Genomic DNA, 23,323 nt, shown 5'->3' with positions numbered 1-23,323 from the left:
GACCCCGCGGAGGGTCGGGTCACGGCGGGTGGATCACGGCGGGCCGGGTCACGACGCGGCAGGTCACGGCACCGCTCATCGATCGTGCGGCGGGGCGGGGTGAGCGGTCATCACCTCGCCGGAGTGAGACCGACCCCCTCCGTGATATTGCCAGGCATCGAACAACGTGCTCGAATGCCGCCATGAGACGCGCCCCGTTGGCCGGCATCGTCCTTGCCGGCGTCGTCGTTGCCGGCCCCGCGATCGCGATCGCGCCGGCGTCCGCCGCGGCACCCGCCGGGCCGGGCACCCTGTCCCACTTCGACCTGGCCCGCAAGGACTGCCTGGGCACGTCGGCCGGGCGCTCCTCCAAGGTCTGGTACACAGTGGCCGGCGGCGTGCTGTCCGACGTGTACAGCCCGACCATCGACAACACCAACGTCGAGAGCATGCAGTTCGTGGTCACCGGCACCGGGTTCACCGACCTGCAGTCGCGCGACACCAGCTACACGGTCCGCTCGCTGGACTCCACCGGGATGGCGTGCGAGGTCACCAGCACCGCCCACAACGGCAGGTACCGGCTGGTCACCGACTACGTCACCGACCCCGACCGGGACGCCGTGGTGGTCCGGGTACGGCTGCTGCCCGCGCGCGGCGCCGGCCCGCTCAAGCTCTACGTCCGGCTGGACCCGAGCGTCAACGGCAACGGGGGCGGGGGCGCGACCAACGGCGGTGCCGACGACGCGAGCATCGACCCGGCCACCACCGCGCTGGTGGCCACCGACCCGAACACCGTCACCAACGCGACCAACCGGGACTACGCGGTGCCGAACGCCCTCGCACTGCGGGCCGACCGGCCGTTCCTCGCCGGCACGACCGGGTTCGTCGGCACCGGCAGCGACGGGCTGGCCCAGCTGGACGCCGCCGGCCGGCTGACCGCCGACGACCCGGCCGCCAGCGACGGCAACGTGGTGTCCACCGCACGGCTGGACCTGCGCTCCGGCGCCGCCACGCTGGCGTTGGGCTTCGGCCGGGACGCGGGCGGCGCCGTCGCCACCGCGGGCGCGGCGCTGCGCCGGCCGTTCGACGCCACCTACGCCAAGTACCGGGACGGCTGGCGCGGGTACGACGCCAAGCTGCGCCGGCCGGCCGGCTGGGCCGACGCGTACTGGCTGTCGGCGAACGTGCTCAAGGCCAGCGAGGACAAGACCTTCCCGGGTGCGGTGGTCGCCTCCCTGGCCAGCCCCTGGGGCCAGGCGGTCAGCGCCGGTGACACCCCCAATGGCTCCCCGGTCTACTTCGGCTCCTACCGGGAGGTGTTCTCCCGCGACCTGTACGAGGCGTTCACCGGCCTGCTCGCCGACGGCGACCTGGCCACCGCCCGGGACACGGTGCGCTTCCTGTTCGGCAGCCAGCAGCTGGCCGACGGCCGGTTCCCGCGCAACTCCCTGCTCAACGGCGAGACCGCGCCGGACACCGGCGGCGACCAGCTCGACGAGTCGTCGTACCCGATCCTGATGGCCTGGCAGGCGGGGCTGGCCGGTGACGCCTCGCTCTGGCCGGGCATCCGCCGGGCCGCCGACTTCGTGGTCGCGCACGGGCCCTCGTTCGGCAGCGAGCGCTGGGAGGAACAGAGCGGCTACTCCCCCTCGACCATCGCCGCCGAGATCGCCGGACTGGTCGCGGCCGGCGCCATCGCCGACGTCCAGCACGACCCGGACGCCGCCCGGGTGTACCGGTCCACCGCCGACGCGTTCCAGCGCTCGGTGAAGGATTGGACGGTCACCAGCACCGGCCCGTACGGCGACGGCCGTTACTTCATCCGGCTGTCCAAGACCGGCGACCCCGACGCCGCCGTCGAGTACAACCTCGGCAACGGCAGCGTCACCGCCGACCAGCGCGCGGTGGTCGACGCCGGCTTCCTGGAGCTGACCCGGCTGGGCATCCTGCCCGCCGACGACCCCGACGTGCGGCGCTCGCTACCCATCGTCGATCAGGTCATCGGCCGCCCGCAGGGCGAGTACCGGTACGGCACCTCGACCGCCGGCAGCGAGGACGGGTACGGCGACTGCTACACGCCCGACCCGACCGGCTGCCCGGTCGACGGCCAGCCCTGGCCGACCGGCAACGCCGGCTCCGGGCACCCGTGGCCGGTGCTGTCCGGGGAGCGCGGCGAGCAGCAGCTGCAGTCCGGCGACCGGGCCGGGGCCCGGGCCCAGCTGAACCGGATGATCGACGGCTCGTCCGGGGTGGGCCTGGTGCCCGAGCAGGTCTGGGAGGACCCGAACCTGCCGGCGTCGCCGTACGGCACCGACCCGGCGACCGCGTCGATCGGGTTCACCACCGGGCACGCCGCCGGCTCGGCCTCCCCGCTGACCTGGGCGCAGGCCCAGGAGCTGCGGCTGATCCTGTCACTGTCCGGCGACGGGTCCGGGTCGTCGCACGGCGTGGGGCGCGCCGAGCCAGACCGGGCGAAAGGCGGGGACCGGCCGGTGGAGCAGCCGGCCGTGGTGCGCGACCGGTACGTGACGCACCAGGCCCCGGCGGCCCTGCCGCTGACCGTCACCGGCCCCGCCGACGGCTCGACCACCGGCGCCGGCACGGTGCGCGTCACCGGCCGCACCGCGGCGGGCGCGCGGGTGTCGGTGGCCGCCACGCCGACCGACATCGGCGCCGCCACCACCGTCGCGTCGGCCACCGCCGACCGGCACGGCGACTTCTCCGCGACGGTACCGGTCGGCTTCGGCACCAACGTGCTGACCGCGGCGGCGTCGCTGGGCGGGGCGACCGGGTACGCCCGCGTCGGCGTGGTGTCCAGCGCGCTGCCCGGCACCGCGGTGCTGTCCGCCGACGACCCGGCCGGCGACGATCACGGGCCGGGCAGCTACACGTACCCGACCGCCGCCGACTTCCATGACGGGGCCTTCGACCTCCGACAGTTCCAGGTCATCGACGCCGGGGCGACCATCTACCTGCGCGCCCAACTGCGCGACCTGACCCCGACCTTCGGCTCGCCGCTGGGCGCCCAGTTGCTCGACGTGTACGTGCGCGACCCGGGCGCCACGGCCTCCTCCACCGCCGCGCCGTACCCGTCGCGCGGCTACGGGGTGGCCGCCGACTCGGCCTGGTCCAGCCGGATCGAGGTGCAGGGCTTCGCCGACCCGGCCTTCGTCGACACGGCCGGGCACGGCCTCGGTACCGTCTCGGTCACCGCCAACCAGGCCACCGGCTCGATCCTGATCGCCGTGCCGTCCGCCGCCCTGGGTCACCCCACCAGCGGTTGGGTGTTCACGGTCGCGCTGCACGGGCAGGACGGGTTCAGCGCCGACCAGGCGCGAGGCTTCGCGGCCACCCCGCAGCCGTATCAGTTCGGGCTGTGCGCGGCGGGCGGCACCTCACCGGTCTGCGGCATCGACCCGGGCACGGCGCCCAAGGTGATGGACACGCTCACGCCGCCGGGCGTGGACCAGGCCGGCGAGCTGGACCCGACCGTCGGGCCGCCGACCCTGCACGGGGTGACGGTGCCCTGAGCCAGACCGCCGCCGGGCCCGCACCGCCGGGACTCCTCCGCGGGGTCTCCGCCGCGGGGCCCGGGGTTTGCCGGCCCGCGTCTGACAAGGCCCGGGTGCCGCCGATCCGGCGGGGCCCGGGCCCCGCGGTGTCGCCAGGCCGGCCCGCCCGGGGTGCCGCCCTCGCGGCGCGGGCGGGGCGGGCCGGGGCGGCCACCGGCGGGGGTGCCGGCGGGCCGGCGGGGTAGGTTCGTTCCCGGCCCGGTGGTGGGCCGGCGGACGGATGCGGGGAGGCTGGGAATGATCGGGCTTGCGGACGTCGAGGCCGCCACGCGGCGCATCGACGGGCGGGTGCGGCGCACCCCGGTCGCCCCCGTCGGGGGCGCGGACCTCGGCCTGGCCGGCCCGGCCTGGCTCAAGCTGGAACACCTGCAGCACACCGGCTCGTTCAAGGCCCGCGGCGCGTTCAACCGGGTGCTGGCCGCCGCCGAAACCGGTGGCCTGGGCGCCGGCGTGGTGACGGCGTCCGGCGGCAACGCCGGCCTCGCGGTGGCGTACGCGGCCGGGACCCTGGGCGTGCCCGCCGAGGTGTACGTGCCGCTCACCGCGCCCGCCCACAAGGTCACCAAGCTGAAGGCGCTGGGCGCCGAGGTACGCCAGGTCGGCGACGAGTACGCCGAGGCCAACGAGGCGGCCCTCGCGCGGGCGGCGCAGACCGGTGCGCTGTTCTGCCACGCGTACGACCAGCCGGAGATCTGCGCCGGCCAGGGCACCGTGGCGCTGGAGATGCTCGACCAGATCGACGGGCTGGACACGGTGATCCTCGCGGTGGGCGGCGGCGGCCTGCTGGCCGGCGTCGCGGCGGCGCTGGCCGGCCGGGCCCGGGTGGTCGGCGTGGAGCCGGAGACCATCCCCACCCTGCACGCGGCGCTGCGCGCCGGGCACCCGGTCGATGTCGACGTGTCCGGGGTGGCCGCCGACTCGCTGGGCGCCCGCCGCGTCGGCGAGATCGCCTACCGGGTCGCGGTCGACACCGAGGTACGCAGCGTTCTGGTCGCCGACGGGGACATTGTCGAGGCCCGCCGGCTGATGTGGGAGCGGTTCCGGCTGGTCGTCGAGCACGCCGCTGCCGCCGCCGTCGCGGCGGCCGTCACCGGCGCGTACCGCCCCGAGCCCGGCGAGCGGGTCGGGATCCTGCTGTGCGGCGCGAACACCGATCCGACCGATCTCGCGCATTGATCGGCACGGGCCCCGGCCGGCCCATTCGGTAGCGCCCGGTCCGGATCCGGGCACGCCTGACCGGCGGGTAACGCCCGCTATCCCAAGCACACACCTCAGGCGGGGAACTCCGGCCGTACGCGGATAGCTGGGCCCGGGTCCGCGCAATAGCCTCGGTGATTCGGAGGGCCGATCCGAATGGCGACGCCGACCCCCGGGGGCGTCGCGGACCGGTCCGGTTGATCGGCGGCTAGCGGCCGGCCTCGACCTCGTACTGCTCGACGACGGCCCGCGGAATGCGACCCCGCTCGCTCAAGTCCATTCCCTTGCGCCTGGCCCAATCGCGGATAGCCTGGTTCTGCACGCGATCCGACCGGGCCGGCGCGGTGGCCTTCAGCCGACCGGCCGCACCTACCTGGCCGCGGCCCACCCGCCGGGCGGACTGCACGTACTTCTCCAAAGACTTGCGCAGCTTATCGGCATGCCGCGTCGAGAGGTCAATTTCGTAGTTGGTGCCGTCCAGCGCGAACTTCAGGGTTTCGTCGGCCTGCGCGCCATCGATGTCGTCCAGCAGGTGAACTTGAACTTTTCGGGCCACATTCGCCTCCGGGTCGCTCGGGGACTGCTGCGTCCAATGATGGCATAAGCGTGCACGATCCGAACGCCTCATCGGCGAATACGGCGGTTTTAATACGCGCGGTAACGGCGAGTCGAGCGGATCGTCAACCACTCGGCGACATTGGCGGCGCTTTCTGGCCGATTGATCGGCGACCGGCGGCGAATTCATTTCCGAATGCGTGATCGGCGGGAACCGGCGGGGGAAACGAGCGGCGCCGGTCCCGGGGCGGCGGGCGGCGGCGCGGTTGCGGCGGGCGGTCGCGCGGGGCGTTTGGGCACATCATCCCGTTTCGGACGGGTCCGGCCCTCCCGCCCGATCCGCCGGCTCCCCGCCGCTCGGGCCGGCGGCATCGAAATAGTTGGCCCAGGTTCGGGTAAGACCCCGGCAACCGGAACCAGGAGCCAGGGGGAGCAAGTGATCATCGCTATCACCGGGGCCGCTGGGCCACTCGGCCGGCTCGTCATCGACGAGCTGCTCGGTCGGGGCGTACCCGCCTCGGACATCATCGCGGCGGTTGGGGATCCGCAGAAGGCGACCGATCTCGCCGATCGTGGGCTGCAGGTGCGGCAGGCGGACTACGACCAGCAGGACACGCTGTGCCGCGCCTTCCTCGGCGCCGACCGGCTGCTGCTGATCTCCTCCAGCGAGGCGGGGCACCGCCGCGAACAGCACCGCAACGTGATCGACGCCGCGCTGTCGCACGACATCCGGCAGATCGCCTATACGAGCATCCTGCACGCGGACAGCAGCGACGTTCCACTCGCCGCCGAACACCGGGCCACCGAGGACATGATCCGCGAAAGCCGGATACCGTTCGCGTTCCTGCGCAACAGCTGGTACGTGGAGAACTACACCTCGCGGATGGGCCAGATCCTGGACAGCGGGGTGATCATCGGTGCGGCCGGCGACGGCCGGGTCGCCGCGGCCGGGCGGGCCGACTACGCCGCCGCCACGGCGTCGGTGCTGGCCGGCAGCGGTACCGGCGACGCGGTGTACGAGCTGGGCGGCGACGAGCCGTTCACGCTCACCGAGCTGGCCGACGAGATCTCCCGGCAGACGGGCACCGAGGTCGTGTACCGCGACATGCCGCCCGACGACTACGCCAAGGCCCTCATCAACAGCGGCATGCCGGATAGCTACGCCACGGCCATGGCCGACGCGGACGTGGGGCTGTCCAAGGGAGAGCTGGACACCGACAGCGGCGACCTGACTCGGCTGGCCGGCCGGCCGACCACCAGCCTCGCCGACGCGGTGTCCGCCGGGCTGAAGCGCTGAGTCCCGCCCACCCGGGTCGGCCTGCCGCCACCCGGTGGCGGCGGGGGCTCAGCCCGCCGGTGTCGACAGCACGGCCAGCGCCGCGTCGACGATGTACCGCCTGTCCGCCTCGCTGAGCCGGCCGCGAACCGGGGCGCCGGCCGCGGCATCGGGCCCGGAGCCGACCGGTGCGCGGCCGGCCGGTCCGCGGCCACCGGGGCAGGCCGGGCCCGAGGCGGAGGGGCCCGGATTCCGGCGCGCCGAACGCACCCCGGCCTCGATGACGCCCAGCGCGCACCGGCCGCGCAGCATGGCCGCCGGCCCGTCCCGCCCGGCCAGGGCCAGCGCCAACGCCGGAATCCGGATCCGCAGCAGGTGCTCGCGCCCCGATTCGGGGGTCCCCGGCGGCCGGCCGAGCAGTTGCCCCAGCATCCCGGACTGCCGGTCGAACAGGTCCACCAGCCGGCCGAGCAGCCCCGGGCCCACCCGCCCGGTCGCGCCGGCCTCGGCGATGAACGCGCCGAGCTCCTCGGCCAGCGGGGTGACCAGGGCGCCGAACAGCTCATCCTTCGACGCGAAGTGGTAGTACATCGACCCCTTGGTCATGCCCAGGCGCTCGGAGATGTCCCGCACCGAAGTGCCCTGGTAACCGCGCTCGACGAACAGGTCACGCGCGACCTCGATGATCCGCTGCCGCGTCTGGTCCGCAACGCTCCCTGACGTCCGTGCCATAGATACGGATCTCCCAGCTTCGCGAAAGGCGATTCGCACGGTTTCCTCTCATCTGTTCGGAACGCTACGCTACTTTTTCGCGAGGTCGGTACCGGCCGTTCAATTAACTGAGAGTGAGGGATGGCCGGGATCGCTCGGTGGTGTTTCCGCCACAAGTACCTGGTGCTCGTGATCTGGGTAGCCGCCCTGATCGGTCTCGGCGCCGGCGGGCGGGGCGCCGGCACCGGCTACTCGGAATGATTTCTCCCTTCCCGGTGCCGATTCCACGCACGCGCTCAACCTGCTCCAATCGGCCTTTCCCGGCCAGTCCGGCGATTCGGACATCATCGGGTGGCACGTGAACTCCGGCTCGGTCACCGACGCCTCGGTCTCCCGGCCCGTCGCCGGATGCCGCACCTGTCGGTGGAGCCGGTCAAGGCGCCTGAGCACCGGGGCAGGCACCGCGCACCCGAGCCCGTCGGCGTCTGACCTGGGCCTCGACACCGGCCGCCGAGCGGGCACCGGCGGCACGTGGCGAGCGGCGGCCGGTACCCCTATATTGACGGCGTGCCCGAGGCCATAGCCGGCGACGCGGTAGCGGCCGGGGACCACACCGCCGCACCGGACCCGCCGACTCTGGACTCCCGGGTCCCGGACCCACCGGCCGGGACCGCCGACCGCGACGCCCGGGGCTCCGGGGGCTGGCGCGGCTCGCTGTTGTTCGGGCTGTGGACCTGGCTCGGCGGGCTGCTCGCCTGCGTCCTGGTCACCGCGGTGGCCTGGCTGCCGTTCGAACAGCTCCGGGACGCGCCCCGGACGCTCGGCGAGGTGCTGGACAACTGGCACCGGTGGGACACCACCTGGTACGTCATCATCGCGCAGTCCGGGTACCGATACGACCCGCGTGGCGCGGCGTTCTTCCCGCTGTACCCGCTGCTGGTCAGGGGCGCCGACCGGCTGGTGCCGGGCGACGCGTTCGTGGCCGCCCTGGTGGTGGCAGTGCTGACCTGTTACGCCGCGCTGGTCGTGATCCACCGGCTGACCGACGAGATCCTCGGCGCCGAGGTGGCCCGTCGCACGATCTTCTACCTGCTCGCCTTCCCCACCGGCTTCTTCCTCATCGCCGCGTACAACGAGTCGCTGTTCCTCGCCCTGGCCGTCGGCTCCCTGTACTGCATGCGCCGCCGGGTCTGGTGGCTGGCCGCGGTGCTGGCCGGGCTGGCCAGCGGTACCCGGCTGGCCGGCGCCCTGCTGGCCGTGGTGTTCGTCTACGAGTACCTGCGCCAGCGCGGCTTCTCGCCGCGCCGGATCCGGCCCGACCTGCTCTGGGCCGGGCTGGCCCCGGCCGGACTGGTCGCCTACGCCTGGTACTGCGCCCGCACGTTCGGCGACCCGCTGTACTTCCAGGCGGCGCAGGGCGTCTGGTCGCGCAGCGGGTTCAGCGCGCCGTGGACGACCCTGATCGACGTCACCCGGATGATCGTCCATGCCCCGGTGCTGCTCTCCCCCACCGAGATCCGCAACATCATCAATCTCGGCACGGCGCTGGCCGTGCTCGCGCTGCTCTACCTCGCCCTGGACGGCCGGTGGCGGCTGGGGCGCGAGCAGTCCTACCTGGTGCTGTTCGCCGCGATGGACATCGCCCTGCCGCTGCTCAGCCCGTTGCGCACCGACTACCCGCTCAGCTCCCTGTGGCGCTTCGCGCTCGAGTGCGTACCGGTGTTCATGGTGCTGGCACGGATGGGCCGCAACCAGACCTTCGACCGCCTCTACCTGATGGCGGCGCTGCCGGTGCAGGGCGTGATGATCTTGACCTTCGTCCAGAACCAGTTCGTCGCCTAGCGGCCGTCTTCCCTCCCATTGTCAACGGAGGGTACCGACTGGATCGCTCCCGGCTGTCCGGATTCCCCGAGCCGCGTGGTGCCCGGTCCGGACTGATCCGTACCAGCGCAAGTCGATAGGGTCAGGGCATGAGTTGGCCCGCCGGAACCCCCCGGTACGACCCCGACGCGACCGTACTGCTGCCGGTCGTGCCCGCAGACGCCACCGTCGTCCTGCCCGTGTACCAGCCCGACGGCTCGGCGCCCCCCGGCGGGATGGGCCAGCAAACGGTGCCGGACCGGGGTCCGGAGCCCGACGAGGGCGGCCGGTCGGTCGCCCGCAACAGCGCGATCATGGCGGCCGGCAGCATCCTCAGCCGGCTCACCGGTCTGGTGCGCACCGCGGTGTTCGCGGCCGCGCTCGGCGCGTTCGCCGTCTCCAACTCGTACAACCTGGCCAACACCGTTCCCAACCAGATCTACGAACTGCTGCTCGGCGGCGTCCTGGACAGCTCGTTCGTGCCGCTGCTGGTTCGCGCCCGGCGCCGCGACACCGACCGCGGTGAGGCCTACGCCCAACGGCTGCTCACCCTGTCCATCGTCTTCCTGGGCATCGCGACCGTGCTCGCCGTGGCCGCCGCCCCGCTGATCAGCCTGATGTTCTCCAATGACAAGACCACGCCGGCGGCCCTGCACCTGACCACGGTCTTCAGCTACCTGCTGCTGCCGAGAATCTTCTTCTTCGGGGCGGCCGCGATGATGGCGGCGGTGCTCAACACCCGCGACCACTTCGCCGCGCCCATGTTCGCGCCGATCCTCAACAACATCGTCGTTATCGCCACCGGCGTGCTGTTCATCCTGCTGCCCACGAAGGGTCACCCGCCGACACCGGGCAACATCAGCACCGCGCAGATCCTCGTGCTCGGCATCGGCACCACGCTGGGCATGCTGGTGCAGACGATCGGGCTGCTGCCCGCGCTGCGCAAGGTCGGCTTCCGGTGGAAGCTGCGGTGGGACTGGGGCAAGCTGCACCTGCGCGAGCTCGGCCGGATCAGCAGCTGGATGCTGGTCTACGTGGTGGCCAGTCAGGTCGCGCTGGTGATCGTGCTGTGGATCTCCAACCGCGCCGGCTCGCAGAAGGTCGACGGCCAGTTCGCCCCCGGACCGGCGATCTTCAACAACGCGTACCTCATCTTCATGATGGCCAACGGCATCGTGGCGGTCTCGATCACGGTGGCGCTGCTGCCCCGGATGTCCGTCGCCGCCGCCGAGCGCCGCTGGAGCGATCTGGTCCGGAACCTCTCGCTGGGCACCCGGCTCTCCTCGGTGATCCTGATCCCGATCAGCGTCGCCCTCATCGTGCTCGGCCGGCAGCTCGCCGTGACCCTGTTCGGCTGGCACGATTACTCGGGAAAGCCGGCGATCCAGACCGGCTGGGTGATCGCGGGGGCCGGGCTGTGCCTGGTGCCGTTCGCCATCAGCCAGCTGCAGCTGTTCGCGTTCTACGCGATGCCGGACACCAAGACACCGGCGCTGCTCAACTTCCCGGTGGCCGGCGTGCGGATCGCGGTCGACCTGATCCTGCTGGTCACGCTGCCGGTGGTGTGGGTCGACGCCGGCCTGATGGTCGGCAACGCGATCTCCTTCGTGCTCTGCGCCGTCGCCGGGTACTGGCTGCTGCGCCGTCGCGTCGGGTCGCTGAGGCTGCGCGAGGACGGGGCGACGCTGGGCAAGCTGGTCGTCGCCGGAGTGATCGCCGCCCTACCGACCCTGCTGGTAGCCCTGATCTTGGAGCACTACCTGGGGCTGGGCAAGGTCGGCAGCCTCGTCGGCCTGCTGGCCGGCGGGCTGGTGCTGATCGTGGTCTACATCGCGGCCGCGCTGGCGCTGCGGGTCCGGGAGATCAACGAGGTGTGGGGCATGGTGCGGTCCAGGCTGGGCCGCTGACCCTGAGCCACTGAAGGGTTGGGCCGCCCGCGGCGGCTCAGCCCGCGTACCGCCAGCCGCGCCAGGTCGAGATCGTCAGCCGGATCACCGGCCCGCCGATCTCGACCTCGGCGTACTGGCGGTACTTCTCGCGCAGCAGCGCCACCGCCCGCGCGACCTGTTCGGGCTCGTCGGTGACCACGGCCGACCCGTCGACCCGCACCCACCAGAGGCGCGACCAGTCCTCGTCCCACTCCTGGGCCAGCAGGCTGACCTCGGGCCGGCGCCGGATGTTGACGTGCCGGCGCAGCTCGCCGGTGCGCTTGGGCTTCGCGTCCAGCCCGGTCCAGACGGTCGGGCCGTCCAGCGCGAAGGTCACCGGCACCAGGTGCGGGGCCCCGTCGCCGGAGATCGAACCGAGCGTGGCCACCCGGGCGGCGGCCAACCGGGAGCGCGCCTCCGCTTCCGTCACCGATGCCATGATCCACCCTAACTCTGGGTATCCATGGGTCGGATTGTTCAGCACCCGGTAACCCTCGGTCGACCGTCGCGTTTGACCTCCCGAGTGCCGGACAAGGAGGTCTTCCCGTGGCGCTACCCGACTTCCTGGTCATCGGCGTACCCAAGGCGGGCACGACCGCGCTGTACGCCGCCCTGGTCCGGCACCCGCAGCTGTTCCTGCCGGGTGTCAAGGAACCCAAGTTCTTCCTGTCCGACGGGCCGCCACCCCGGCAGCGGGGCGGCCCCGGCGACCGGCAGACCTACGGCGAGCACATCTGGCGCCGGGACGCGTACGAGGCACTGTTCGCCGCGGCGCCGCCGGGCGTCACGCGGGGCGAGGCCACCCCGTTCTACCTGTACGACCTGCGGGCGCAGGAGCGCATCCGCCAGCTGATCCCGCACGCCCGGCTCGTCGCCATGCTGCGCGACCCGGTCGACCGGGCACACTCCAACTGGGCCCACCTCTGGGCGGCCGGGCTGGAGCCGGAGTCGGACTTCGTGGCCGCCTGTCGGGCCGAGCCGTACCGCCGGGCGGCCGGCTGGGCGCACTTCTGGCACTACGTCGGGCAGGGCCGCTACGGCGAGCAGCTGACCCACCTGTACAGCCTGTTCCCGCGCGAACAGGTGCTGGTGCTGCGTTACCGGGATCTTCGGGACCGACCGACCGACACGCTCGATCAGGTGTGTTCGTTCCTCGGGGTCACCACCGGCGTGATCGATCGGGTGCCGGATGAGAACGTGATCCCGTACCCGGCCCAGACGGCGGTCAACGACGCCCTGCGCGCCACACTGCGCCTCGGCGGTCGGATCGGGTACCACTTCCCCGTGCCGCTGCGGCGCACTTTCCGCGAGCCCCTGCTGCGCCTGCTGCACCGCAGGAAGGACCGCCGACCCAAGCTGACGCGGGCCCAGCGCGCCGCGATTTTGCCCTATTTTGTCGATGACATCGCGTTGCTGGAGCGCGTGACGGGCAACTCGTATTCGGACTGGCTTTCCGCAGGTCACAATACGTTAGTACCCGACTGAGGGCCCCTCGCAGCGGATCGGGCCCGCCATGTCCCCGTCCGTGCCGAAGGAGTCCTCGGTGTCCGGCCTCGCGCACTCCATGCCCACTCCCCGATGGGAAGGGTCCACCGTCGTGGTCCCGCCCCCGGAGGCGGGGCCCGGAGCGTGGGCCGGCGCGCCCAGCGCGGTGCTGGTCGACGGCGTGGTGTACCTCGCCTACCGGCTGCGCCTGCGCATCGGGCAGGGGCGCGGGTACGGCAACGTGCTGGCCCGCTCGGACGACGGGGTGCACTTCGAGCAGCTCGGGTTGATCGAGAAGTACCGGTTCGGGGCCGAGTCGCTCGAGCGCCCGGCGCTGACCGTGACCCCGGACGGGCGGTGGCGGCTGTACATCAGCGCCGCCACCCCGGGCACCAAGCACTGGCGGGTGGACCTGCTCGAGGCCGACGCGCCGGAGAACCTGCCCGACGCGCCCGCCAAGACCGTGCTGCCCGGTGACGACACGATCGGCGTCAAGGACCCGGTGCTGCTGCACGACTCCGGCCGCTGGCACCTGTGGGCCTCCGTGCATCCGCTGGAGTCGGACGAGAACGCCGACCGGATGACCACCCGCTACGCGATCAGCCCGAACGGGGTGGACTGGGCCTGGCAGGGCACGGTGCTGCAGGGCCAGGCCGGGCAGTGGGACGCCCGCGGGGTGCGGCTGACCTCGGTGCTGGCCCACGACGACGGGCTGCTGGCCAGCTACGACGGCCGCGCCAGCGCCGCGGAGAACTGGGAGGAGCGCACCGGTACCGCCCGGGGCGGGCGCCTGCCCGACGGGCTGTTCGGAGCGCTCCGGGCCGACGACGCGCCGCCGCTGGGCTCTCCGCACCCCCCGAACGGGCTGCGCTACCTCAGCGTGCTGACCCTGCCCGACGGCCGGTACCGGATCTACTACGAGGCGACCCGCGCCGACGGCGCGCACGAGCTGCGCACCGAGGTCCTGGACTGACACTCCTGGAACCGACCGCCAGGGCGGCGGCGACCGATCGAGACTGACCGAACGGCGGGCGAGCCGCGCTGGCCCGCACCCCCGCCAGCGGCGATCATGACCGGGTGCTACGTCTTCACAGCTTCGGCCCGCCGGACGGGCGGCCGGTCCTGGCCCTGCACGGGCTCGCCGGCCACGGGCGCCGGTTCCGGCAGCTGGCCACCGAGCAGCTGCCGCACCTGCGGGTACACGCGCCCGACCTGCGCGCCCACGGCGGCTCGCCGACCGACCCGCCATGGACGCTGGCGCGGCACGTCGCCGACATCGTGGCGCTGCTGGACGGGCTCGGGGTGGACCGGCTCGCCGTGATCGGCCACTCGCTGGGCGCCACCGTCGCGGTCCACCTGGCCCGCCGGGTGCCGCACCGGGTCAGCCGGCTCGTGCTGCTGGCCCCGGAGACCGGGGTACCGGACGAGGCGATCCGCGCGAAGATCGAGTACCCCACCCAGACCCCGGTCTTCGACGACCCGCGCGCCGCGGCCGGGGCACGTGCGGCTCACTGGCCGCGGACCGTCGCCCACCTGGTCCCCGCCGAGGTCGAGGACCACCTGGAGCGGGGGCGCGACGGCCGGTGGCGCTGGCGGTACCTGCCCGAGGCGGTCGCGGCCACCCGGTACGAGCTGCTCCAACCCGCGCCCACCCCGCCGCCGGGCACCCCGACGCTGCTGGTCGTGGCGGCCCGGGACGGCGCCGTCAGCCCGGAGTACGTGGCCGTCGGCCAGGACGCGCTCGGCCCCCGGCTCAGCATGGTCGAGCTGGACTGCGGGCACGAGATCCACCTCGAACGCCCGGCCTGGACCGGCGCGCTGATCCGCGACTTCCTGGCCTGACGCGCTCACGGCCGGCCCGCCCGGAGAGCAGCCCGGCCCGCCCGGAGAGCGGCCCGCTGCTGTCTCGGAGCCCCGGTCTCGCGGTCCCGGCGGGCCGGCGTCAGCCGTCGCCCAGCGCCCGGTCCAGCTCGGCGAGCAGGCTGGCCACCGGCACCCCGGCACGCCGGGCCTGCGCCAGCAGGTCGTCGTACTCGGGCTGGCTGGTCACCAGCCGGTCGCCCAGGAACCCCCGCTTGACGTGCACCACGCCCCCGCCCACCGGCACCTCGATCTGGTCGCGGCGCAGCGAGCGCCGGCGCACCTGGCCGACCCGGACGCCCAGCGTCGTGGTCTGTTCGAAGATCATCCGGCACAGCAGGTCGACCCGGTCCGCCTCGGCCAGCACGGTCAGCACCTGGCCCGGGCGCCCCTTGCGCATCAGGACCGGCGCGCACCACGCGTCCGCCGCCCCGGCACCGCGCAACTGGTCGAGCAGGTCCGGCCAGATCCGCGGGTCCAGATCGTCCACGGTGGTCTCCAGCTGGTACAGCGTGCCCTCCAGCCAGTCCACCGGCGCCGTACGCGGCTGGCCGACCAGTACCCGCAGCACGTTGGCGTGGCCGGCTGGATCGGCCCGCCCCGCCCCGACGCCGACCGCCCGGGGTACGCAGTCCGGCACGGCGCCCCAGCTCGTGGCCAGGGTGGCCAGCAGCGCGGCCCCGGTCGGCGTACACAGCTCGAACTCCGCCTGGTGCGCCCGGATCGGCGCCCCGGCACCGGTGAGCAGCTCCAGCACGGCCGGCCCCGGCACCGGGATGACGCCGTGGGCGGCGCGCACGGTACCGGAGCCCAGCGCGATCGGCGACACGACCCGTACCGGGGCGTCCAGCAGGTGCAGCTGGTGCAGGGCCAGGGCGCAGCCGACCACGTCCGCGATCGCGTCCAGCGCGCCGACCTCGTGGAAGTGCACCTGCTCGGGGTCGATGCCGTGCACCCGGCCCTCGGCGTCGGCCAGCCGGCGGAAGGTGGCCAGGGCGAAGTCCCGCACCGGCTCGGGCAGCGGCGCGCCGCCGACGATCGCCTCGAGGTCGGCCAGGTGGCGCTGCGCCGGGGCGTCGGCCACCCGTACGGTCAGGGCGCTGGCGCGCAGCCCGTGCCGGCGTACCGGCTCCAGTTCCAGCTCGATCGGCTCGACCGGCAGCGTGGACAGGCCGGCGCGTACCCCGTCAAGATCCGCCCCGGCGTCCAGCAGGGCCGCGAGCAGCATGTCGCCGGCCGCGCCGTTGCCCGCGTCCACCCACAGCACCGGGGCCGGCGGCGGCGCTTGGCCGTCCGGCGCCGAGGCGGGAGGGGTGTCCTCCGCCGCAGCGTCGCCCGATGATCTCCGGTACCGTTGCGCCATGCACTCCCCCAGCCGTGATGTGGGTCCCCTCGCCGATCGGCTGCTCGCCGAATTCGCCGGCTACGGCCGGACCCTGGTCGCCTTCTCCGGCGGCGTGGACTCCAGTGTGGTGCTGGCCGCGGCGGTCCGCGCCCTCGGCACCGACGATGTCGCCGCGCTCACCTCGGTCTCCGACGCGCTGCCCGGCACCGAGCGCGACGCCGCGGCCGAATTCTGCGCCCAGCTCGGCGTCGCCCAGCACTCCGTGGCCACCCAGGAGATGAGCAACCCCGGCTACCGGGAGAACGGGCCGCGCCGCTGCTACTTCTGCAAGAGCACGCTGCTGGACGCCGCTCGGGAGCACGCCGCCACGCACGGCTTCGACACCGTGGTGACCGGCACCAACGCCTCCGACCTGGCGGCCGGGTTCCGGCCGGGCATCCGGGCGGCGGCCGAGCGCGGGGCGCGGACCCCACTGGCCGACGCCGGCCTGGACAAGGAGGCGGTGCGCGGCATCGCCCGGCTGTGGGACCTGCCCACCTGGGACAAGCCGGCAGCCGCCTGCCTGTCCAGCCGGATCGCCTTCGGCGTGACGATCAGCCCCGCCAGGCTGGCCCGGGTCGAGCGCGCCGAGGCGGCGGTACGCGGGCTGCTGACCCACCGCCACCCGGTGCGCGACCTGCGGGTACGGGACCTGGGCGACGCGGTACGGGTGGAGCTGGACGCCGAGCTGGTGGGGCCGGTGCGCGCCGACCCGGCGCTGGCCGAGGCGATCAACGAGGCCGGCTTCGCGGGCGTCCCGTTGAGCGTGGCCGCCTTCCGCTCCGGCTCCATGAACGAGCTGCTGCCCGACCCGGCCCGCTGGCGCGAGGGCTGAGCCGGCGGGAGCCGGACCGCAACGAGAGGCGCCTGGCCAAGAGGGGCCCGAGCCAGCGGGTGCGACGGGTGAGTGCCCGGCGGTCGTCGCCGCCGGGCACGGGAAGCCACCGGCCGCCGGGCCGGGTCGGGCCGCCGCGCGTTGGCCGGCTACGCCGGCCCGTGACACGGACGGACCGGCGTAGCCGAACGGAAGTGGATGACCACCCGGGTACGCGTACCCGGGTGGTGCGCGGGTGGCATCAGGCGCCGTCGCGCCAGGCGGGCGGCGGTCCGGGGCGGGTGACCGGGCGGGTCGACTCCCACATCCGGCGCCACTCCGCCGCCTGCGGGCCGGTCGGCATGCTCAGTTCACCGGCGGCCTGGGCGCGCAGCGACTGGTACCAGCCCATCTCCTCCTCGGCCCACAGCCGGGACACGGTCTGGCCGAGCCGCTGGTTGAACAGCCGGGCACTCTCGCCCTGCTCCGGCTTGACCGGCGCACCGTAGCGCACCACGACCCGCGGCCGGCCGGGCAGCGGCCAGTTGCGACCGCGCGGCATGGCCGCGTACGTGCCGCGCAGCACCACCGGTACCGCCGCGACGCCCTGGGTGACGCACAGCTGCGCGGCGCCCATCCGCAGCGGGGCCATCCAGCCGTCCTCGCTGCGGGTGCCCTCGGGGAACAGCAGCAGGCTCCAGCCCCGGGCCAGCAACTGCGGCGCCAGGCTACGCAGCCGGCGCGACCGGTACCGCTCGACCGGGAACGCGTTGAACACCAGCGCGGTCGCCGCCGCCCGCCAGCGGGCGTCGAAGAAGTAGTCGGCCGCCGCGCCGACCGCCGTGCGCTTCGCGATGTGCTCGGGCAGCGAGCCCAGGATCAGCGGAGTGTCCAGGTGGCTGGCGTGGTTGGCGATCAGCACCACCGGCCCCTTGGTCGCGTCCAGGCCCTCCCGGCCGGTGACCTCCGGCCGGGTCTGGCTCCAGGTCAGCGGGGTCAGCACCCCGCGCTGCAGGCCGCGGCGGGCCACCCGGGCGGCCGGGGTGCGGGCCCAGCCGGTGGGAAACTCGCGCGGCTCGTCCGGCGGCTGGTGGTCGGCCGCCGAGCGCGGGGTGCGCGAGCGCCCCCGCCAGTCTCGGCCGGCGGTGAGCACCCGGGCTTCGCGGAACAGTCCCATTCCCGTCCCTTACCTGACGTCGGCCATGACGAGCGGCGGGGTGTGCTGGTAGGTGATGGTGGGGCTGCCGCCCACCTTCTCCCGGGCCATCTCCAGCGCGTCGTTCAGCGTGGTTGCCGCCCGGAAGCCCATCCGCTCACAGGTGCGCCGGTCGCCGCCGACCACGATGACCTGCCCCAGGTGCTCCAGGGCGTGTGCCCCCCAGTACCACATGTACAGCGGGTGCACGCCGTGGTACGCGTAGCTGTTGCGGTACAGGTGGGTGTACCAGGGGTCGGTGGCGAACTGCTCCTCGTACTTGGCCTCGATGGCCACCGGGTCGGTGGTCTCGGCCAGCACCTCTTCGTAGAAGTCGATGTAGCTGGGGTGGTGCACGGGGTGGAACTCGTTGCTGACCGGGTGGTAGTAGATCGCCACGCCGCCGGGCCGGACCAGGGGCTGGCCCCGGTACAGGTTGAAGAAGTAGCCCAGGCCCAGGCTCATCATCAGGATCGGGTTCATGATCGAGTTGACGTTGTACGGGCAGATGTACGGCAGGCCCCAGATCCCGATGTCGGACGGCCCGTTGACCTCGGTGAGCTGCTGGCGCAGCACGTGCTGGAGGGTCACCTCGTGCACCGCGCCCGGGTCGCCCGCGGTCACCGAGGTGATCCCGTACGGCGCCGCGGTGCGGTGCCAGATCTGCCGGCGCTGCTTGGCCGGGGTCAGGTCGTTGGCCCGCTTGACGGCCAGGTACGCGGCCTGGTCCTTGAGCGTCCACTCCCACTCACGCTTGTTGAGGAAGCCGAGCTGGGTGGGGAACGTGTCGTTGTTGAGCGACGTCTCGATCTGGAAGATCTTGACGTGCTCGTCCAGCACGCCCGCCATCCGGTGGTACGAGTGGTGCATGGCCGAGTTCGGCGGGTCGTTGAACGAGCGCGAGTGCCGCAGCGTGTGCACGTTGTGGTGGTGCTTGAGGCTGCGGTAGGAGGCCAGTCCGACCGACACCGACTTCGGGCCGCCGCTCATCGCGGTCAGCGTGACGTTGACGTACACGATCAGGTCGCTGGTCGCCGCCCGCTTGTTGATCTCCACGACCTCGCCGTGCTTGGTGTGGCCCACCTCGACCAGGTTGGCCCGGTCCTCGGCGTCGTGGTTGCGCAGGTGGTGCGGGAAGAACGAGCGGAACACCCGCTCGCCGACGGTGCGCTTGAGCTCCGCCGGGGTCATCCGGCGGTGCAGCGCGTTGCCGGCGATCAGCTCCACGTCGTCGACGCCCGCCGCGGCGGCCATCTCCAGCACCTGCTCGATGATCCGCTGGCGGACGTCGGGCGTGCGCATCTGCGGCAGCGGGATGGACAGGTCGTCGAAGACGATGGTCAGCCGCATCCCGGCGTGCAGCAGGTCCGGCAACGGCTCGCTACCCAGCGGGTTCAGCAGCGCCTCACGGATGCGGGCGTCCACGTCGCGCAGGCCGGGCAGCGACTCGGGCGGGTACACCACCCGGCTGCCCAGCGGCAGCTTCTCCAGCCGGAAGCCCTCCCCCTGGTGCATCAGCAGCGCGGGGGTGCGCTCGTCGACCTCCAGGACGAAACCGGGGCGGCTCATGCCGTCACCCGTCCCAGCCCGAGGTACCGCTGACGCGCAGCCCGCGGCCTATGATTCGCTCGCTGGCGCTCGCTCATCGATTTCCTCTCCCTCAATCCCGGGTCGGGTCAAAAACGACCTTGACGGTGCCCAGCCGGCCGGCGGCCGCGGCGTGGCCGATCGCGTCGCGCCAGCGCGACAGCGGGTAGACCGCGTCGACGTACCCCTTCAACGGCGCCTGCGCCGCCAGCTCCAGCGCGTGCGGGAAGTCCCTGCCCCCCGAGGCGTACGCGCCGACCAGATTCAGCTCGCGGAACCATACCGGCGTCAGGTCGACCGATCCGTTGGGCATGCCGGATAGCAGCACCGTACCGCCGGCACGGGTCAGCCGCAGCGCGGTGTCCAGGCCGGAACCGCCGGTGCACTCGAACGCCATGTCCACGCCGCCGAGCAGGAACTCCTCGCCGCGCTCCGGGTGGGCCAGAAAGCCGCCGGTCGCGCGGCGCAGCGCGCGGGCCGCGCGGTTGGCCGACAGCACCTCGGTGGCGCCCAACTCGCGGGCACGCTCGCGCTGGTGTCCGTGCTTGGCGATGACGTAGATCGGTCCGGCCTCGGTGCACTCGCGCAGGGCCAGCACGGTGAGCAGGCCGACCGTGCCGGCACCGACCACCACCACGCTGGCGCCCCGCGGGATCGGCACCCGACGTACCGAGTGGATCGCGCAGGCCAGCGGCTCGACCAGGACCGCCTGCTCGTTGTCGAGCGAGTCCGGCACCCGGTGCAGCTGACTGCCGTGCGCCACCAGCATCCGGCTCCAGCCACCGCCGGTACCCGCGCAGTAACCGGTCTGCATGCCGGGCGAGACGATGCCCGCGGTGATGTGGTCGCAGCGGCTGTGCTCGTCGATCGCGCACGACGGGCAGGCCCGCACGCCCCGCGGCTCGCAGCCCAGCACCGGGTCCATCACCACCCGGCTGCCCTTGGGCAGGCCGTCCAGCTCGTCCAGGGTCTCGCCGACCACCTCGTGGCCGGGCGTGAACGGCATCGACACCAGCGCCGACAGGTACGGCGAGTTGCGCCCGGTGAGCAGGCCCAGGTCTGAGCCGCAGATGCCGGACAGCAGCGGGCGCACCCGGGTCCAGCCGTGCCCCGGCCGGTCCGGGTCGGGCCGGTTGATCAGCCGCAGCGGGGACAGGTTCGCGGCGAACACACCCGCCGCCCGGCCACCCACCCGGGTCGAGGTCACCCCGCGCCCGGCGACGTACCGGGTCATCGAGCGGTAGTACTCCAACGTGATGATCATGCCAGGGTCTCCACCAGGGCGTCGCCGGCCGGCAGGGTGTACGCGGTCCACTGGGCCACCGGCCACTGTCGCGACCGCGCGTGCCGGTAGAGCTGCGGATCGGGGTTGACCGCGACCGGGTGCCCGACGGCCTCCAGCAGCGGACGGTCGGAGTAGCTGTCGCCGTATGCATACGAGCGGGACAGGTCCACCCCGGCCGTGCCGGCGTACCGGCGCAGCCACGCCGCGCGCGCCTCACCGACCAGGGGCGGAGACTCCAGGAAGCCGGAGTAGACGCCGTCGCGGGTGTGCAGCCTGCTGGCCACCACCTCGTCGAAGAGCACCGCCAGCGGCTGGACGAGCACGTCGACCGTGCCGGTGATCAGGATGGTGCGGTGCCCCGCCGCGCGATGCTTGCGGATCCGCCGGATCGCGTCGGGCCTGGCCCGGCGCAGCAGCGCGTCGCCGACGCGCTCGTTGACCAGCCGGGCCAGCGCCGCCTCGTTCGCGCCGGCGTACCGGCGAACGAACCGGCGCAGGAACTCGGCACGGTCGCGGCGCTCGGCCGACAGGTACCGGGGCATCCGGCGGGCCAGGTCGATCAGCTCGGCGGCCCAGTCGCCGCGGTTCAGGTCGGACAGCCGGGCCCACAGGTAGGTCTCGATCACGTTGGAGGCCACGATCGTGCCCTCCAGGTCGAACACGGCCGCCACCTCGCCGTCGTGCGACTCGGCCACGGGCGGCAGGGCCCGCGCCCCCGAACTGCGCCCGGAGGTGGCCCGGCGCACCGTCGCGGTGATCGCCGGGCAGTGCACCTGCTGGATGTAGTGCGACCAGTCGATCACTGCCGGGTCGAAACCGAACTCGTCCTGCCGCTCGGCCGGCAGCGACCGGTGCAGCGACAGCAGCCGGTTGTCGGTGTAGATCACCTCGGCCTCGGTGTAGACCCCGTACAGCTCCGAGTACTTGCGCAGGAAGTCCAGCCGGTCCTGCTCCCGCTTCAGATCGTCCTGCCAGCGGCGGGTACGGGAGTTGGGCGGCGCGGCCATCAGGGCCCGCTGAGCCACCGACAGCGCCCGCTCGCCGGTGCGCATCATCCGGTCGACCCGCTTCGCGCCCGGGAAGTCCCAGACCGGCACCTTGATCTGGCCCCGGCCACCGTCCGGCATGGGGTGGTCGGTGAAGTACTCCCGGATGTTCTCGTGCATGGCACGGAACGTCAGCGGGTTACGGGCGCCGGAGCCCACATGGTAATAGGCCGGTTCGTCGGCCGGCGGCGGCGCGTCGGCCGCGGCCAGGATGGCGTTGACCACGATGTCCACCGGGATCACGTCCAGCACGCCGTCGGGCAGGCCGGGGAACTCCGGCAGGATGCCCCGCCCGTACGCGATGATCAGCGGGTCGGCCATCTTCCAGCCGTCGATCCAGCCCGGGTACGGGTGGCGCAGCGCGCTCTCCACGATCGCCGGCCGGACCACCGACAGCGGCATGACGCCGGTCAGCTTCTCCTCGGCCACCCGCTCGCCCAGCGCCTTGGTCAGCGTGTACACGTCCGGCCAGCCCAGGCTCTGGGCGCGCAGCCGGCCGTACTCCACCAGCTGCTTGCTGACCCAGTCGACCCGGGCCTCCTCGGCCGCCCGGGCCACCGACTGCGGGCCCGACTTGCCGTGCTCGTCCCGCGCCTCGGCCAACGCCCGGCGCAGGGCCGGCGGGCGCCGCGAGTCCTGCTCTACCTGCTCACGCGAGCGTGACGCCGAGGCCAGCTCGGTGCGCCAGTCCGCGTCGTGATCCAGCGCCGTCTCCGGCACGGTGCCCTTGCGCGCCCCGGCCACGTACGCCGTGGACACGTGCACCACGTGCGGGTTGGAGCCCGAGGCCCGCACCGCGTCGTAGAGGTCCACCACGCCGCGCACGTTGGTGTTGAACGCCCCGTCGATCGGCTCGTCGAAGGAGACCGTTGACGCGCAGTGGATGACCACGCTGAGGTCGCCCGGGAGCACGACGTCGGTGCTGCCCAGCCGGGCGTCCACCACGCTGACCCGCTCGGCGACCGCGGCGGCGAGCGCCTCCGCGCCGATCGCCTTGCGCAGCTCGGTGAAGACCGGCTTGCGCAGCAGCCCGGCCAGTCGGTCCGCGCCCGACGAGCTGCCCCGGCCACGGATCAGCAGGCTGACCCGGGTATCCGGCCGGTCGCGCAGCAACCGTTCCAGCACCGCCTGTCCCAGGAAGCCGGTCGCCCCGGTCAGCAGCACATGGCCACCGCCGAGGGGGCCCTGTTGCCCACCTGGCGTCACCGTCACCCCCATCCCGCCCGGCGCTACCGCGCCTCCGGCCCCAAACCACCGCAGTCAGTGCGAGCACCGTAGCCCACACCGCCTGTTACCGGCGAGGGTGGTCGGCATCGGGCGGGCGTTGGTGATGTGCGCCACGACACCCCGCCCCGGCCGGCCCGCGCGCCGCCGGATGTGGTGAGCACGGGCCGCCGACCGGCGCCACGCGCGCGGCCAGCGGAGACCCGCCGCGGCGGGGTCGCGCGGCACGCCGGCCGGGCGGACCGGAACGTGAACGCCGCGACCCCCCAGCAGGGCGCGAACGTGAACGTGAAGGCTCCGCGACACGAGCGGGAGACGACGCGGCCGGCGAACGGGAACGTGCGATCGGGCGAACGCGGAGTGAA

General features: G+C 73.4%; 17 protein-coding genes. 9 read left to right on the top strand and 8 right to left on the bottom strand.

Annotated features, from left to right (window positions below):
* Positions 1-182 precede the first annotated feature (182 nt).
* Both ABEA87_RS06975 and ABEA87_RS06970 read left to right on the top strand, forming a co-directional pair.
* Complete coding sequence (locus tag ABEA87_RS06975) at positions 183-3,509, top strand: glucodextranase DOMON-like domain-containing protein (protein WP_345627146.1); 3,327 nt, start codon at positions 183-185, stop codon at positions 3,507-3,509.
* Positions 3,510-3,788: 279 nt separating this feature from the next.
* Complete coding sequence (locus tag ABEA87_RS06970; protein ID WP_345627144.1) at positions 3,789-4,727, top strand: threonine/serine dehydratase; 939 nt, start codon at positions 3,789-3,791, stop codon at positions 4,725-4,727.
* A gap of 229 nt (positions 4,728-4,956) precedes the next feature.
* Here ABEA87_RS06970 and ABEA87_RS06965 read toward each other — a convergent pair whose 3' ends face one another.
* A complete protein-coding gene (locus ABEA87_RS06965; RefSeq protein ID WP_345627143.1) occupies positions 4,957-5,436 on the bottom strand; it encodes a histone-like nucleoid-structuring protein Lsr2 in 480 nt (159 codons plus the stop codon).
* A gap of 303 nt (positions 5,437-5,739) precedes the next feature.
* On the opposite strand from ABEA87_RS06965, the gene ABEA87_RS06960 reads away from it, so the two are divergent.
* Positions 5,740-6,600 (top strand): SDR family oxidoreductase, encoded by an 861-nt coding sequence (locus ABEA87_RS06960; RefSeq protein WP_345627141.1) that lies wholly within the window; start codon positions 5,740-5,742, stop codon positions 6,598-6,600.
* 48 nt (positions 6,601-6,648) lie between these two features.
* On the opposite strand, the gene ABEA87_RS06955 is transcribed toward ABEA87_RS06960, so the two are convergent.
* Complete coding sequence (locus ABEA87_RS06955) at positions 6,649-7,311, bottom strand: TetR/AcrR family transcriptional regulator (RefSeq protein ID WP_345627139.1); 663 nt, start codon at positions 7,309-7,311, stop codon at positions 6,649-6,651.
* A gap of 546 nt (positions 7,312-7,857) precedes the next feature.
* Between ABEA87_RS06955 and ABEA87_RS06950 the strand changes: the two genes are divergently transcribed.
* Complete coding sequence (locus ABEA87_RS06950) at positions 7,858-9,132, top strand: mannosyltransferase family protein (RefSeq protein ID WP_345627137.1); 1,275 nt, start codon at positions 7,858-7,860, stop codon at positions 9,130-9,132.
* A gap of 128 nt (positions 9,133-9,260) precedes the next feature.
* Complete coding sequence (gene murJ, locus ABEA87_RS06945; RefSeq protein WP_345627135.1) at positions 9,261-11,057, top strand: murein biosynthesis integral membrane protein MurJ; 1,797 nt, start codon at positions 9,261-9,263, stop codon at positions 11,055-11,057.
* A 37-nt stretch (positions 11,058-11,094) separates the two neighbouring features.
* Here the strand turns inward: murJ and ABEA87_RS06940 are convergent, their stop codons facing one another.
* Positions 11,095-11,508, bottom strand: coding sequence for a TIGR03668 family PPOX class F420-dependent oxidoreductase (locus ABEA87_RS06940; RefSeq protein ID WP_345627133.1), 414 nt, complete (start codon positions 11,506-11,508; stop codon positions 11,095-11,097).
* A gap of 116 nt (positions 11,509-11,624) precedes the next feature.
* Between ABEA87_RS06940 and ABEA87_RS06935 the strand changes: the two genes are divergently transcribed.
* The 3 genes from ABEA87_RS06935 to ABEA87_RS06925 all read left to right on the top strand — a co-directional run bounded on the left by ABEA87_RS06935 (position 11,625) and on the right by ABEA87_RS06925 (position 14,405).
* Positions 11,625-12,563: a sulfotransferase family protein gene (locus ABEA87_RS06935; protein WP_345627132.1), complete on the top strand. Its 939-nt coding sequence runs from the start codon at positions 11,625-11,627 to the stop codon at positions 12,561-12,563.
* 58 nt (positions 12,564-12,621) lie between these two features.
* Positions 12,622-13,536: a hypothetical protein gene (locus ABEA87_RS06930; protein WP_345627131.1), complete on the top strand. Its 915-nt coding sequence runs from the start codon at positions 12,622-12,624 to the stop codon at positions 13,534-13,536.
* Between the two features lie 104 nt (positions 13,537-13,640).
* The gene (locus ABEA87_RS06925) at positions 13,641-14,405 is read left to right on the top strand and encodes an alpha/beta fold hydrolase (RefSeq protein WP_345627130.1); all 765 of its coding nucleotides are present in this window, start codon (positions 13,641-13,643) and stop codon (positions 14,403-14,405) included.
* A gap of 100 nt (positions 14,406-14,505) precedes the next feature.
* Here the strand turns inward: ABEA87_RS06925 and larC are convergent, their stop codons facing one another.
* Entirely contained in the window at positions 14,506-15,786 is a 1,281-nt protein-coding gene (gene larC / locus ABEA87_RS06920; protein ID WP_345627129.1) for a nickel pincer cofactor biosynthesis protein LarC, read from the bottom strand.
* On the opposite strand from larC, the gene larE reads away from it, so the two are divergent.
* The gene (gene larE / locus ABEA87_RS06915) at positions 15,785-16,642 is read left to right on the top strand and encodes an ATP-dependent sacrificial sulfur transferase LarE (RefSeq protein WP_345627128.1); all 858 of its coding nucleotides are present in this window, start codon (positions 15,785-15,787) and stop codon (positions 16,640-16,642) included. The two genes, larC and larE, sit on opposite strands and share 2 nt — an antisense overlap.
* 241 nt (positions 16,643-16,883) lie before the next feature.
* On the opposite strand, the gene ABEA87_RS06910 is transcribed toward larE, so the two are convergent.
* From ABEA87_RS06910 to ABEA87_RS06895, 4 genes are all read right to left on the bottom strand, one after another.
* The gene (locus ABEA87_RS06910; RefSeq protein WP_345627127.1) at positions 16,884-17,798 is read right to left on the bottom strand and encodes a lysophospholipid acyltransferase family protein; all 915 of its coding nucleotides are present in this window, start codon (positions 17,796-17,798) and stop codon (positions 16,884-16,886) included.
* Positions 17,799-17,807: 9 nt separating this feature from the next.
* Complete coding sequence (larAH, locus tag ABEA87_RS06905) at positions 17,808-19,385, bottom strand: NPN-dependent hydroxyacid isomerase, LarAH14/15/16 family (RefSeq protein ID WP_345627125.1); 1,578 nt, start codon at positions 19,383-19,385, stop codon at positions 17,808-17,810.
* A gap of 91 nt (positions 19,386-19,476) precedes the next feature.
* Positions 19,477-20,667, bottom strand: a complete 1,191-nt coding sequence (locus ABEA87_RS06900) for a zinc-dependent alcohol dehydrogenase (RefSeq protein ID WP_345627124.1) — start codon at positions 20,665-20,667, stop codon at positions 19,477-19,479.
* Positions 20,664-22,946, bottom strand: a complete 2,283-nt coding sequence (locus ABEA87_RS06895; RefSeq protein WP_345627122.1) for an HAD-IB family hydrolase — start codon at positions 22,944-22,946, stop codon at positions 20,664-20,666. Before ABEA87_RS06895 ends, ABEA87_RS06900 begins: the two co-directional genes overlap by 4 nt.
* Positions 22,947-23,323 lie beyond the last annotated feature (377 nt).

It is taken from the genome of Rugosimonospora acidiphila, from assembly GCF_039543385.1.
GTDB classification, from domain to species: Bacteria; Actinomycetota; Actinomycetes; order Mycobacteriales; family Micromonosporaceae; genus Rugosimonospora; species Rugosimonospora acidiphila.
The sequence above is the reverse complement of the archived record's forward strand: the minus strand, read 5'-3'. Positions and strand labels throughout refer to the sequence as shown.